A 12,965-nucleotide genomic window follows, 5' to 3' on the forward strand; every position below is an offset into this window, starting at 1 on the left:
GCCCAAGCCCCGGCGCACCCTGCCGGAATCGGTTCCCCGTCAATCCTTCCAGCGCTCGCGTATGTCTTCCAGCTGCGGGCGCAGGCCGATGAACAGCGGCACCAGGCGCGGGTCGAAGTGGGCGCCGGCCTGCTGCTCTATGTGATCCATGGCGTCGTCCACCGTCCACGCGTGCTTGTAGGGGCGTTCCGTGGTGAGGGCATCGAACACGTCGGCCACGGCCACGATGCGCGAGGCCAGCGGGATGTCCTCGCCCGCCAGGCCCTGCGGATAGCCCGTGCCGTCCCATTTCTCGTGGTGGGTCAGCGCGATGCTGTAGGCCATCTGCAGCACCTGGGAATCGTGCTCGCCGATGATCTCGGCGCCGATCTGCGGATGGCGGCGCATGACCGTCCATTCCTCGGCCGTCAGCGGGCCGTTCTTGAGCAGGATGGCATCGGGGATGCCGATCTTGCCCACATCGTGCATGGGCGCGGCGTTGAGCAGGTCGTCCGCCCACTCGTCGGTGCAGCCGGCCGCCAAGGCCAGTGTCTTGGCGTAGTGGCTCATGCGGATCACGTGCATGCCCGTCTCGTTGTCGCGGTACTCGGCCGCGCGGCCCAGGCGCTGCACGATCTGCAGCCGCGTGCTGCGCAGCTCGTCGAGCTTGACCAGCGACAGGTGGTTGCGCACCCGCGCCCGCACCACGGGCGCACGCACGGGCTTGACGATGTAGTCCACCGCGCCCGAGGCAAAGCCCAGCGCCTCGTCCTGGCCGTCCGACAGGGCGGTGATGAAGATCACCGGGATGCGGGCCGTGTCGGCCTGCGCCTTGAGCTGGCGGCACACGGCGTAGCCGTCCAGCTCGGGCATCATGATGTCCAGCAGGATCAGGTCCGGCTGGTGCTGGGCCAGCTGCAGAGCCTTGCGCCCGTCCGTGGCGAACGAGAGCCGGTAATCCTCGCCCAGGATCTGGCGCAGCACATGCAGGTTGGTCGGGTCGTCATCGACCAGCAGCAGGCGCGGGCGCTTGTCCGTTGCCAATAGATTGGGCGCATTCATGCTCTGTCTCCATCGTTCGAGGGCAGTTGCTGCTGCAACTGCTGGGCGCATTCCTGCGCGCGCTCGAAGTCGAAATTATCCAGTGCCTGCTGCAGCGGCTGAAGCTGTTCGGCCGTCAGCATGCGCACGAGGGCCTGCATGGCCTGCCCGTCCAGCTCCCCGCTGTGCAAGGCGGCCACGATGCGCTCCAGCCAGGGCCGGGCATCGGCAGGCAGGGCGGGTGCGCCCGCCTGGGGCGCCGCATCGCCCTCGGCCTGCGCCCACGCATGGCCCTGCGCCTGGCCCGGCGCCTCGCCCGATGCCGCCCCCTGTGCCTCGGCCATCGGCATGGCGGCCGGGTGGCGCTGGCGCAGCTCGCGCGCGACGGCATCCAGCGCCTGGTGCAGCTGGTCGATGAGGGCGAGCAGCTGCGGCTGCCCGGCGCCCTCCTGCGCCAGGCCTTCCAGGCGCGATGCCAGCCGGTACACGGCCTGCAGGCCCAGGTTGCCGGCCGCGCCGCGCACGCGGTGCGCCAGGCCGATCAAGGCCTCGGGTCCGGGGCGCTGCAGGGCACGGCGCAGGCGGTCGGCCAGGTCCAGCTGTTCATTGAGGAAACGCCGAATGGCGGCCACCAGCGGATCGACCCGGCCCCACAGCGCAATGCCCGAGGCCCAGTCCACCGTGACATCAGGCAGCCCCGGCTGGGCGCTGGCGGGCGCGGGCGGCCTGGCCTCCTTGAGCGCCACCTGCAGCGACAGCAGGCGTGCGATCTCGGCCTGCAGCCGCGCCATGTCCAGCGGCTTGGAGGCAAAGCCGTCCATGCCGGCGGCGGTGGCGTCGCTGCGGTCCTTCTCCAGCACGCTGGCCGACAGCGCGACGATGGGCACGGGCCGGCGCTGCAGCTGCCGCTCCCAGACACGGATGGCGCGCGCCGCCGCCAGGCCGTCCATGCCCGGCATCTGCAGGTCCATCAGCACCACATCGAAAGGCGGCTCCTGCGCCTGCACGCAGCGCAGCGCCTCGGCACCGTCGTGGGCCAGCACCATCTGGTGGTTCTGGCTGGAGAAGTTGATCTGCAGCAGCTCCAGGTTCTCGGGCACATCGTCCACGGCCAGGATGTGCAGCGGCGGCAGGCCGCGGCTGGCCGCCCCGCGCTCGGACAGCGGGCTCTCGCCGACCGGCAGGGGCAGGCGCACCTCGAACACCGTGCCCACGCCCACCGTGCTGTGCAGCTGGATGCTGCCGCCCATGAGTTCGGCCAGCTGGCGCGAGATGGTCGTGCCCAGGCCCGTGCCGCCGAAACGCCGCGTGGTCGAGGCGTCGGCCTGGGCAAAGGGGTCGAAGATGCGGTGGATCTTCTCGGCCGCGATGCCTATGCCCGTGTCATGCACATCGAGCTGGAGCACGCCCTGCTCGTAGCGCACGCGCAGCAGCACATGGCCGCGTTCGGTGAACTTCACGGCATTGCCCAGCAGGTTCACCAGGATCTGCTGCACACGCATGCCGTCGCCGCGCAGCGCGGCCGGCGTGTGCGGGTCGTAGTCCAGGCGCAGGTCCAGGCCCTTGCGATCGGCCGTGATGCGCAGCGATGCCAGGATCTGCTGGCACAGCTCGCGCACCGAGAAGTCCTCTATCTCCAGCTCCACCGCGCCCTTGTCGAGCTTGGCCGTGTCCAGGATGTCGTTGAGCAGGCGCAGCATGGAGCGCGCCGCATAGTGCACCGTGTCCAGGTAGCGCGCCTGCGTGGGCTGCAGCGCCGTTTCGCGCAACGCCTCGGTGAAGCCGATGATGGCGTTCATGGGCGTGCGGATCTCGTGGCTCATGTTGGCCAGGAAGGTGCTGCGCGCGGCGGCCGCGGCTTCGGCATGCTCCTTGGCCAGCACCAGCTCCTGGGCCAGCTTGCGCTGGGCGCTGATGTCGGTGAGCAGCTTGACGATTTTGTAGGGCCGGCCGTCGGCACCGCGTATGGGGTTGTAGGTGGCCTGCACCCAGATGCGCCGCCCCTCGTGCCCGCAGCGCAGGAACTCGCCGGCCTGGAACTCGCCCTCGGCCAGGCGGCGCCAGAACTGCACATGCTCGGGCGAATGCGCATAGCCGGGCTCGCAGAACATGCCGTGGTGGCGGCCCGCGACCTCGTCGAGCCGGTAGCCGAACAGGTCCAGGAAATTGCGGTTGGCGCGCAGCACATGGCCGCGCAGGTCGTACTCGATGGTGGCCAGCGACAGGTCGATGGCGCGCACCGTGCCCTCGAACTCGGCATTGCGCGCGCGCGCCGCCGTCTGATCCATGATCACGCCGTCGATCCAGGTCAGTTCGTCCTGTTCGTTGAAGACGCCGCGCCCGGTCTCGGACACCCAGCGCGTGCTGCCGTCGCGGTGCAGCAGGCGGTAGTCGGCGTTGTAGGTCTGGCGCCGCGCCAGAGAATGCGCCACCGCAGCCTCCAGCCGGTCGCGGTCCTCGGCGTGGATGAGCCGGTCCCAGCCCGTGAGGCCATCGGTGAAATCCTGCTCGGTCCAGCCCGTCAACTCCTCGATGGAGCGGCTGAGCAGCAGCGGCGTCCATTTGCCGTCGTACAGGCAGCGGAACGTGGTGCCGGGCACGTTGTTGATCAGGGTGCGGTACTGCTCCTCGCTGCGGCGCAGCGACTGCAGCATCTGGCGGCGCTCGCGGATATCGGTCACAAAGCCCACGTACAGCGGATCGCCGGCAATCGCCACCCGCCCCACGGCCAGGCGCACGGCGATCTGGGTGCCGTCCTTGTGCATGGCGTTGATATCGCGGCTGGAGCCCAGCAGGCCCGCAAAGCCCGTGGCCAGATGCTTTTGCAGCGAGCCGCCATCGCCATCGCAGCCCGACGCGGGCATGAGCAGGCTGGCGCTGCGGCCCACCACCTCCTGCGCCGTCCAGCCCAGCAGCCGCTCGGCCGCGCCGTTGAACGACACGATGCTGCCGCGCCCGTTGATCATCACGATGCCGTCCACTGCCGTCTCCACCACGGCGCGCAGGCGCGATTCGCTGCGCTGCACCTGGCGGTAGATCTGGCGGTAGCGCAGCGTCATGTTGACCGCGAACACCAGACCGAAGATCAGCACCACCATGCCGACGATGGAGAACACCAGCAGCGCATGCGTGGGCGACTCCACCTGCGCCAGCACATCGATCTCGGGCTTGAGGCGCAGTGCATACAGGCCCGCATAGTGCATGCAGGAAATGGCCAGGCCCATGACGATGCCGGCCACCAGCGTGGGCCACAGCCGGCCCGTGTTGCCCAGCCTGAAGCGCACCCACAGCGACAGCATGGCCATGCCTGCCGCCACGATCACCGACAGCAGCACGCCCCAGGGGTCGTAGAGCATCGAGGTCCAGGTCTGGGCCGCCGCCATGCCGATGTAGTGCATGGAGCCAATGCCCAGCCCCATGAGCACGCCGCCGCCCACCAGCGCCTGCGTGGACAGCTGCGGCCGCACCATCAGCGTCAGCGCCAGCCAGGACGCCAGCATGCTGGGCAGCATGGACAGCGTGGTGATCCAGGGGTCGTAGTCGCCAAAGGTGCAGGGCACGAAGGCCAGCATGCCGATGAAGTGCATGGCCCAGATGCCCGCGCCCAGGCAGAAGGCGCCCGTGAGCACGCCCACGCGGCGTATGCGCGGCGACGCGGCATCGCGCGCCAGCCCGGCAATCTGCATGGCCATCACCGACGTGGCCACGGCCACCAGCACCGACAGCGTCACCAGGCCCGGATGCAGCCACTGGAACCACTGCGGATGCGGCGCCCAGCCGAGCACGAAAATCTGGTCCCAGCTCATGGCGCGCCCCCCGCATGGCACAAGGCCGCAGCACGCAACCGCCGGCCATCGATAGTGTTTATAACTTTGATGATCATTTTCGATTGGCCATAACTATTACGCGCACCTAGCATGGAGTCTCATCCCGAGGAGAGCCCCATGAGCCGCATCCGCCAGACCCTTCACCACCACCGCCGCACGCTGTTGAAGACTGCCAGCTACTACGTCATCCATGTCACCGTGGCAGCGGCCGTGGCCTATGCCGTGACCCGCAATCTCTGGGCCGCGCTGACGCTCAGCCTGCTGGAGCCCACGGTGCAGGCCGTGGCCTTCTTCTTCCATGAAAAGCTGTGGGAGCGCGGCCTGCGCCACCGTGCCGACGCGGGCGCCGGCATGGCGCCGCCCGCAACAGCCACTGCGGCTGCGGCCTGAACCCGCCAGGAGCACGAACATGCCCACGCCTCTGCGGTCCTTCAGCGCGGACGCCTCATTCGGCAATTGGCTGACCGAAACCCTGGCAAGGATGGTCGATGGCGGCACGGGCTGAAACCCGGCCCTGCCGTGGCGGCAAGAGAGGTGGACATGGCGGCGCATGGTGGCAAGAACCCGGGAAATGCGAAATCGTTGGTATCAAGGCGCTGCCCGTGCGGCCCATGGCCGGCACGGAATCCATACATGCCTTTCGACCGCATCGGGGCGGACTGAAGCCCCGGCGCCGGTCACAATGCCAAACATTGTCAAGCGCATACGCTGGAAAATATGTGCACAAGCTGTGCGAAAAGCTGTGCATATCCTCTTCGCAAACCTGTGATTTTCCTCTTGCCAAGGCTGTGGCAAAGCGGTTCATTCACGGTGCACGCCCAGCAGCGCGTCGATGAACACACGGGCTGCACGGCCAGGCACCACGGCACTGCGCCAGACCGCGAAGAAATCACAGAGATAGAAGAACCGGTGGGGGGCCACGGCCTGCAGCAGACCCTGGCCCTCCATGGCCTGTGCATAGTGGTCGGGCAGAAATCCCAGGTAGCGGCCCGAACGCACCAGCATGGCAATGGCCTCCTGGTCAAAACCCGTGGCCTGGCGCTGCAGGCCGGCCTGGTGGCTGAGCGCCATATTGGGTGACTGGTAGCCCAGGCCTGCAAAGGCATGTGCGCCCAGGCTGTCCCAGTCCAGCCCGCCATGGTCGGCGCCATGCAGCGGATGGCCGGGAGCGCAGTACAGCTGCATGCGCTCGCCGAACAACCGGGCACTGTCCAGCGCGCCCGAACTGGGTGCAGAGGGCAGCACGCCCACCTGCCAGCGCCCCTCCATCAGTCCGCGCTCGATGGCCTGTATCGAGGCCACGTGCAGCCGCAGGTGCAGTTGCGGCGCCTGATCGTGCAGCAGGCCTATCGCCTCGGGAATGCGTGACTGCGGATTGCCCACGGTCTTGTCGAACAGCGCCACGTCCAGCGTACCGGCCAGCCGGCCATGGATGTCGTCCACCTGGCCCAGAAACCCCTCCACGCCGCCCAGCAGCTGCAGCGTGGCCTCGTAGATGCGGTGGCCTTCGGGCGTGAGCGCGAAGCCGGCGCGCCCGCGCCGGCACAGCGTCAGGCCCAGGCGCTCTTCCAGGTCCTTCATGTGGCGGCTCAGCGTGGAGCTGCCGATGTTCAGTTCCAGCTCGGCAGCCGACATGCCGCCGCACTCGACAACGGCCTTGAACACGCGCAGCAGGCGCAGATCCATGTCGCCCAGCTGGCCCAGCGCCGCGCGCGAACGGCCATCGCGTGCCCGGCGGCTCGCAGGGGTATCCAGAGAAAATTCCGCCATCGCCATTCGCCTCCCGGTGTGCTTGCCGGACATGGCCACCGCTACAGGGGAGCCACTATAGGGGAGCCACGGGGCGGCAGTGGCGACGGATTCCCCCAATGCGCGCACGCCATGCCGCGACCGGCAGGCGCTTGGTCACTTGCAGAAATATGCAAGTAAACCTCGATATCGCGCTCTTCGCGAAATCAAACAGCGCGCTCACAATGGGCCGATCCACATTTCTTCCCTAAGCTCGAGGAGATCGCCATGACCCTGGTTCCCACCGAACAAAGCGCCGCCCCCGCCACGCGCACCGATGCCGCCTGGCTCGAGGCCCACTGGATGCCCTTCACCGGCAACCGCGAGTTCAAGGCGCGCCCGCGCATGATCACCAGCGCCCAGGGCGCCTACTACACCGATGCCGACGGCCGCAAGATCTTCGACGGCCTGTCGGGCCTGTGGTGCTCGGGCCTGGGCCATGGCCGCCGCGAGATCGCCGAAGCCATCGGCCGCGCGGCCCAGCAGCTGGACTATGCGCCGGCCTTCCAGTTCGGCCACCCGGCCTCGTTCGCGCTGGCCAACAAGATCAAGGAGCTGACGCCCGCAGGCCTGGACCATGTGTTCTTCACAGGCTCGGGCTCGGAAGCCGCCGACACGGCGCTGAAGATGGCACGCGCCTACTGGCGCGCCAAGGGCCAGGGCGGCAAGACCCGGCTGATCGGGCGCGAGAAGGGCTACCACGGCGTGAACTTCGGCGGCATCTCGGTCGGCGGCATGGTGGGCAACCGCAAGACCTTCGGCCAGGGCGTGGAGGCCGACCACCTGCCGCACACGCAGCCGGCGCTGGGGTCCTTCCACAAAGGCATGCCTGCCACCGATGGCCGCGCGCTGGCCGACCGGCTGCTGGACCTGATCGCCCTGCATGACGCCAGCAACATCGCGGCCGTCATCGTCGAGCCCTTCTCGGGCTCGGCCGGCGTGGTGATTCCGCCGGCCGGCTACCTGCAGCGCCTGCGCGAGATCTGCACGCAGAACAACATCCTGCTGATCTTCGACGAGGTCATCACGGGCTTCGGCCGCTGCGGCGCCATGACGGGGGCCGAGGCCTTCGGCGTCACGCCCGACATCATGAACATCGCCAAGCAGGTGACCAATGGCGCCCAGCCCCTGGGCGCCGTGGTGGCCAGCAAGGAGATCTACGACACCTTCATGGCAGCGGGCGGCCCCGAGTACATGCTGGAGTTCCCGCACGGCTATACCTACTCGGCCCACCCCATTGCCTGCGCGGCGGGCGTGGCCGCGCTGGACCTGCTGCAGCGCGAGGACGGCCCGGGCCGCGTGCGCGCGCTGGCCCCGTTCTTCGAGCAGGCCGTGCACAGCCTCAAGGGAGCAAAGCATGTGGCCGACATCCGCAACTTCGGCCTGGCTGCGGGCTTCACCATCGAGTCGCTGCCCGGCGAGCCGGCCCGCCGTCCCTACGAGATCGCCATGAAGTGCTGGGACAAGGGCTTTTACGTGCGCTACGGCGGCGACACCATCCAGATCGCGCCGCCCTTCATCAGCGAGAAGGCCGAGATCGAGCGGCTGGTCAGCGCCCTGGGCGATGCCCTGACCGAAACGAACTGAGCATCTCCGGCACATGAGAAAAGCCCCTGGGCCGTGAGGCCGCAGGGGCTTTTTGCATGGCAACGGCAAGGCTGCGAAATCAGTCCAGCGTGATGCCCGCGTTCTTGATCACATCGCGCCACTTGTCCACTTCCACGCGCAGGAACTGGGCCGAGGCATCGGGCTTGAGGCCCGAGGGCAGCACGCCCATGGCGTCCAGCTTTTCCTTGACCTCGGGCGCGGGCAGGGCCTTGGCGATCTCGGCGTAGAGCCGGTCCACGATGGGCTTGGGCGTGCCTGCGGGCACGGCCGCGAGGAACCAGGCATCGGCCGTGAAGTCCTTGAGGCCGGCCTCCGACATGGTGGGCACGTCGGGCATGGACTGCAGGCGTTCGTTGTGGGCCACGGCCAGCGCGCGCACCTTGCCGGCCTTGAGCTGCGCGGCAATGGTCACGGCCGTGAGAAAGCCGAAGTCGGTCTCACCGGCGGCCAGCGACACCACCGAAGGCGCACTGCCCTTGTAGGGCACGTGGCCGATCTTGACCTTGGCCTGCATGGCATACAGCTCGGCGCCCAGATGGTTGGGTCCGCCCGTGCCCGACGAGGGGTAGTTGAGCTTGCCGGGCTGGGCCTGGGCCGCCGCCGTTAGCTCCTTGAGTGAGTGGAACGGGCTTTGCGCTCCCACGGTGAGCACCAGCGGGCTGCGCGCCACCAGGCTGATGGGCGCGAAGTCGCGCAGCGGGTCATAGGGCAGCTTGGTATACAGGCCCTTGGCCATGGCCATGCAGCCCACGTCGCCCAGCACCACGGTGTAGCCGTCGGCCGGCGCCTTGGCCACCAGGTCGCAGCCGATGGTGCCGTTGGCACCGGGCTTGTTGTCCACCACCACCGTGGTGTGCATGCTCTCGCCCAGCTTTTGCGCCAGCAGGCGGCCCAGGATGTCGGTGGAGCCACCGGGTGCGAAGGGCACGACCAGGCGAATGGTCTTGGACGGATAGCTGCCTGCGCCCTGGGCATGGGCGAGGGGCGCCGCCAGCGTGGCCGCCAGCGCCAGGCCGCCGGCCAGGGCGTGCCACAGGGCTGCGCGGCGCACCGGGGTGCGGGAGGATGCGAAAGGGGTTTGTCTCATGCTGTTGTCTCGTGAGGGGAATGCGTGAAGGCCAAGCGCGCGGCAGCATACCAGCAGCGGGCAGCGCGAAACGCGTGGCGTGGGGCGCCGATGACCGGTGCGGGACAGCTCAGGAGGCCGCGCGCTTGCGTGCGGCAGCGGGACGCGCGGACGTGGCCTTTGCAGGCGACTTTGCCGGAGCCTTCGCAGCCGTCTTTGCGGAGGCCTTTGGGATGGTTTTTGCGGGGGCCTTTGCCGGGGCCTTCGCGGTGGTCCTTGCGCTCGCCCTTGCCGTTGTTTTTGGCGCAGTCCCTGGCGCTGTCGCTGCGGCCTTTTCCACCGGCTGCACGGCGCGTCGCGGACGCGGGCTGCGCAGGCTGTCGGCATCGAGGATGAGCCGGCCCTGGATGCGGCCCTTCATGCGCTTGACGCTGCTGGCCGCATCGCGCATGTGCTCCTGCATCAATGCGCGCACCTTCGCAGCATCGCGCTCGCGCGCGGCCTGCACGATGCTGCGGTGGAACTGCGCATTGGCCTCGCCGAAGCGCCGGTGCTCGGCCTGCGGAGTACGGTTGGCGAAGACGATGAGCTGGCGGATCATCTCGTTGATCAGCTCGCAGGTGAAGCGCAGAAACGGGTTGGGGTTGGCGGCCGCCAGGATGTCGTGGAAGTTCACGTCCTCGCGCCGCTGGCTCACCAGGTCGTCGCTGCTTTGCGTGGGATCGCAGCAGGCGATGCTGTGCTCCAGGGCCTCGAAATCGGCCTCGGTCAGATGGGGCACGGCGCCTGCCGCCAGCTCGGGCTCCAGCATCTGGCGCACCGTGTAGATGTCGTCGATGGTCACCTCCTGGAAGAACAGGTAGTTCTGCATGAACTGCAGCGTGCGGTCCAGCGGCACCTCCACGACCATGCCCCCGCCCGAAGGGCCCGTGGAGATGGTGATCAGCCCCTGCACTTCCAGCGACTTGAGAGCCTCGCGGATCGTTCCCTTGCTGACCTGGAACTGGGCCTGCAGCTCGCTTTCGCGCGGCAGGCGGTCGCCGGGGCTGAGGTTCTTTTCGGTGATCAGGCGCTTGATCTCCTGGGCCACCAGATCCGGGCGCTTGAGCTGCCGGATCGCCAGGGGGGCGGACTTGGGTGTAGCCATTGTTGTGTTCTCCGGAAGGGCACCGGATCGTGTCCGCGCCCAGTCTGCATACGGGTTTGGTGCAGTATGCACCGCCATGGCGCGTGGGCGTTTGCGCCTAGGGTAAGCACGCGCCCTATTCCTTCTATTTATCACTATAAATATGAATCAAGGAGCCTGCACGCACCCGTTTCGTCTGGCATGCAACTTGCTCTGAAAAGCGTACCCGGGCCGCAGCGCCTTCAGTCCCCATCACGGAGATCCCATGCAACGTCGTCACCTCCTGCAACTCTCGGCACTGGGCGCATTGCCCGCATCGCTGGGCCTGGGCCGCAGCGTCTGGGCGCAGTCCAAGGACAGCATCCAGTTCGCCTGCCCCGTGCCCATGTCGGGCGCCTTCGCGGCCAACGGCAAGTACGCGGACCTGGGCATGAAGCTGGCCATAGAGCAATACGGCAAGGCGCTGGGCCGCCCGCTGGCCTACACCGTGCTGGACACCGAGGGCAAGCCCGCCACGGCCGTGCGCAAGCTGCAGGAGTCTTCGCAGCAGCAGGGCACGCGCTTTTTCGCAGGCGGCATCCTGTCGTCGGAGGCGCTGGCCATGGGCAAGGAGGCCGAGAAGGCCGGCGGCATCTTCATCACCACCGCAGGCGCAGACGAGATCACGGGCAAGGACTGCAACAGCGCCACCTTCCGCTGGTCGGCACCCACCTTCGGCGCCATCGAGCAGACCGTGCGCCCGCTGATCGAATCCCTGCCCAAGGCCAAGCGCTGGTACACCATCACGCCGCAGTACGTGTTCGGCGACGGCCTGCTCACGGCGGCCAAGAACATCTTCAAGGAAAAGGGCATCGAGCATGTGGGCAACAGCTACCACTCGCTGACCGAAAAGGAGTTCAGCGGCTACCTGACCAATGCCGTGGCGGCCAAGCCCGACGTGCTGCTGCTGCTGAACTTCGGCGCCCAGTCCTCGGACACGCTGCGCCAGGCCATCAGCTTCGGCATGAACAAGAACATGACCATCCTGATCGCCTGGGCCTCGGGGCTGGAGCAGTTCGAGTCGCTGGGCGCCGACCTGTGCGACGGCGTGTACTTCGGCGCCCAGTACTGGCACACGGTGGACACGCCGCTCAACCGTGATCTGGTGCAGCGCTGCAACGACAAGTTCAAGGCCAATCCCAACTACAGCCTGGCCGGCCACTACATCTGCACCAAGCTGATGATCGATGCCATCGTCAAGGCCGGCACGGTCGACCCCAAGGCCGTAGTCGCCGCGCTGGAAGGCATGAAGTACCAGGGCCTGACGGGCGAGGAAGAGGTGCGCAAGGCAGACCACCAGGTGCTCAAGAACTACTACCTGCTCAAGGGCAAGGCCAAGTCCAAGATGAAGAACAAGGACGACTACGTGGATGTGGTCAGCTCCGGCAAGTCCTTCCTGCCCGTAGACCAGACCGGCTGCAAGCTGGTTTAGAGCTCCCCCTGAGGCGCTGCGCGCCTTCCCCCTCTCTCGCTTCGCGGGAGGGGGACGACACCCTCGGTGCGGGGCGGCCCTTCCTCGGTGTCCCTCACTTAGGCTGCGCCAGTTTCATAGGCACAGCACCATGACCGGCGTGCTTCAGAGCCACCGGGCACTTCGCCTCCTTCGTCCATCGTTTCGGACCCTGTATGAGCATCTATCTGCTTCAGACCATCAACGGGATCGGCATAGGCATGCTGTATTTCCTGTTGGCCGTGGGCCTGTCCATCGTTTTCGGCCTGCTGCGTTTCGTGAATTTCGCGCACGGTGCCTTCTACCTGCTGGGCGCCTATTTCTGCTACCAGATGACGCGCTGGGGCATGAGCTTCTGGCTGTCCCTGATCGTGGTGCCGCTGGCCGTGGGCGCGCTGGGCTGGCTGGTGGAAAAGCTCATGCTGCGCCATGTGTATGCCAAGGCGCATGAGTTCCACATCATCGTCACCGTGGGCCTGGCCCTGGTGGTGCAGGAGCTGGTGATCGTGCAATGGGGCCCGCTGGGCGACAGCGTGGCCGTGCCCGATCTGCTGCAGGGCGTGGTGATGTGGGGCAGCTTCGTCTATCCCAAGTACCGGCTGTTCGTGATCGGCTTCACCGCCGTGCTGGCCGTGCTGCTGTGGTGGCTGCTGGAAGGCACGCGGCTGGGCAGCGCGGTGCGCGCGGGCAGCGAATCGACCGAGATGGTGTCCCTGCTGGGCGTGAACGTGCTGCGCATCTTCAGCCTGGTGTTCGCGCTGGGCGCGGCCACGGCGGCGCTGGCCGGCGTGCTGGCCGCGCCCATACGCGGCGCCGAGCCCTTCATGGGCGTGGAGGCGCTGGGCGTGGCGTTCGTGATCGTGGTCGTGGGCGGGCTGGGCAGCTTCGGCGGCGCCCTGGTCGGCGGCCTGCTGATCGGCATCGTGCAAAGCGTGATGAGCACGCTGTGGCCCGAGGGCGCGCGCCTGATGATCTACGTGGCCATGGCCGCCGTGCTGCTGCTGCGACCCCATGGCCTGCTGGGCCGCAAAGGATGAAGAC

General features: G+C 67.7%; 9 protein-coding genes. 4 read left to right on the forward strand and 5 right to left on the reverse strand.

Annotated features, from left to right (window positions below; genetic code table 11):
• Positions 1-39 precede the first annotated feature (39 nt).
• Together G4D77_RS15840 and G4D77_RS15845 are read right to left on the reverse strand one after the other, a co-directional pair.
• Complete coding sequence (locus tag G4D77_RS15840) at positions 40-1,041, reverse strand: HD-GYP domain-containing protein (RefSeq protein ID WP_016447218.1); 1,002 nt, start codon at positions 1,039-1,041, stop codon at positions 40-42.
• The gene (locus G4D77_RS15845) at positions 1,038-4,826 is read right to left on the reverse strand and encodes a PAS domain S-box protein (protein ID WP_016447219.1); all 3,789 of its coding nucleotides are present in this window, start codon (positions 4,824-4,826) and stop codon (positions 1,038-1,040) included. Before G4D77_RS15845 ends, G4D77_RS15840 begins: the two co-directional genes overlap by 4 nt.
• 138 nt (positions 4,827-4,964) lie before the next feature.
• Between G4D77_RS15845 and G4D77_RS15850 the strand changes: the two genes are divergently transcribed.
• Positions 4,965-5,237: a DUF2061 domain-containing protein gene (locus G4D77_RS15850; protein ID WP_154836296.1), complete on the forward strand. Its 273-nt coding sequence runs from the start codon at positions 4,965-4,967 to the stop codon at positions 5,235-5,237.
• Between the two features lie 411 nt (positions 5,238-5,648).
• On the opposite strand, the gene G4D77_RS15855 is transcribed toward G4D77_RS15850, so the two are convergent.
• Positions 5,649-6,617 (reverse strand): LysR family transcriptional regulator, encoded by a 969-nt coding sequence (locus G4D77_RS15855; protein ID WP_154836297.1) that lies wholly within the window; start codon positions 6,615-6,617, stop codon positions 5,649-5,651.
• A 246-nt stretch (positions 6,618-6,863) separates the two neighbouring features.
• Between G4D77_RS15855 and aptA the strand changes: the two genes are divergently transcribed.
• Complete coding sequence (gene aptA / locus G4D77_RS15860; protein WP_016447223.1) at positions 6,864-8,222, forward strand: omega-aminotransferase AptA; 1,359 nt, start codon at positions 6,864-6,866, stop codon at positions 8,220-8,222.
• A 79-nt stretch (positions 8,223-8,301) separates the two neighbouring features.
• On the opposite strand, the gene G4D77_RS15865 is transcribed toward aptA, so the two are convergent.
• The gene (locus G4D77_RS15865; protein ID WP_016454212.1) at positions 8,302-9,330 is read right to left on the reverse strand and encodes a Bug family tripartite tricarboxylate transporter substrate binding protein; all 1,029 of its coding nucleotides are present in this window, start codon (positions 9,328-9,330) and stop codon (positions 8,302-8,304) included.
• Positions 9,331-9,439: 109 nt separating this feature from the next.
• On the reverse strand, positions 9,440-10,456 hold the full coding sequence (locus tag G4D77_RS15870) for a FadR/GntR family transcriptional regulator (protein ID WP_213757688.1): 1,017 nt from the start codon (positions 10,454-10,456) through the stop codon (positions 9,440-9,442).
• Positions 10,457-10,700: 244 nt separating this feature from the next.
• On the opposite strand from G4D77_RS15870, the gene G4D77_RS15875 reads away from it, so the two are divergent.
• Positions 10,701-11,906 carry an ABC transporter substrate-binding protein gene (locus G4D77_RS15875; protein ID WP_034365479.1) on the forward strand — a complete coding sequence of 402 codons (1,206 nt, stop codon included), beginning with the start codon at positions 10,701-10,703 and terminating at the stop codon, positions 11,904-11,906.
• A 194-nt stretch (positions 11,907-12,100) separates the two neighbouring features.
• On the forward strand, positions 12,101-12,961 hold the full coding sequence (locus G4D77_RS15880) for a branched-chain amino acid ABC transporter permease (protein WP_016447227.1): 861 nt from the start codon (positions 12,101-12,103) through the stop codon (positions 12,959-12,961).
• The last annotated feature ends 4 nt before the right edge of the window (positions 12,962-12,965 follow it).

The sequence above is a fragment of the Delftia sp. WY8 genome, from assembly GCF_018437695.1.
GTDB classification, from domain to species: Bacteria; Pseudomonadota; Gammaproteobacteria; order Burkholderiales; family Burkholderiaceae_C; genus Comamonas; species Comamonas tsuruhatensis.

Coding starts and splice junctions, on each gene's coding strand:
- G4D77_RS15880 (WP_016447227.1), top strand. CDS start 12,101: ATGAGCATCTATCTGCTTCAGACCATCAACGGGATCGGCATAGGCATG.
- aptA (WP_016447223.1), top strand. CDS start 6,864: ATGACCCTGGTTCCCACCGAACAAAGCGCCGCCCCCGCCACGCGCACC.
- G4D77_RS15850 (WP_154836296.1), top strand. CDS start 4,965: ATGAGCCGCATCCGCCAGACCCTTCACCACCACCGCCGCACGCTGTTG.
- G4D77_RS15855 (WP_154836297.1), bottom strand. CDS start 6,617: ATGGCGGAATTTTCTCTGGATACCCCTGCGAGCCGCCGGGCACGCGAT.
- G4D77_RS15845 (WP_016447219.1), bottom strand. CDS start 4,826: ATGAGCTGGGACCAGATTTTCGTGCTCGGCTGGGCGCCGCATCCGCAG.
- G4D77_RS15865 (WP_016454212.1), bottom strand. CDS start 9,330: ATGAGACAAACCCCTTTCGCATCCTCCCGCACCCCGGTGCGCCGCGCA.
- G4D77_RS15870 (WP_213757688.1), bottom strand. CDS start 10,456: ATGGCTACACCCAAGTCCGCCCCCCTGGCGATCCGGCAGCTCAAGCGC.
- G4D77_RS15875 (WP_034365479.1), top strand. CDS start 10,701: ATGCAACGTCGTCACCTCCTGCAACTCTCGGCACTGGGCGCATTGCCC.
- G4D77_RS15840 (WP_016447218.1), bottom strand. CDS start 1,041: ATGAATGCGCCCAATCTATTGGCAACGGACAAGCGCCCGCGCCTGCTG.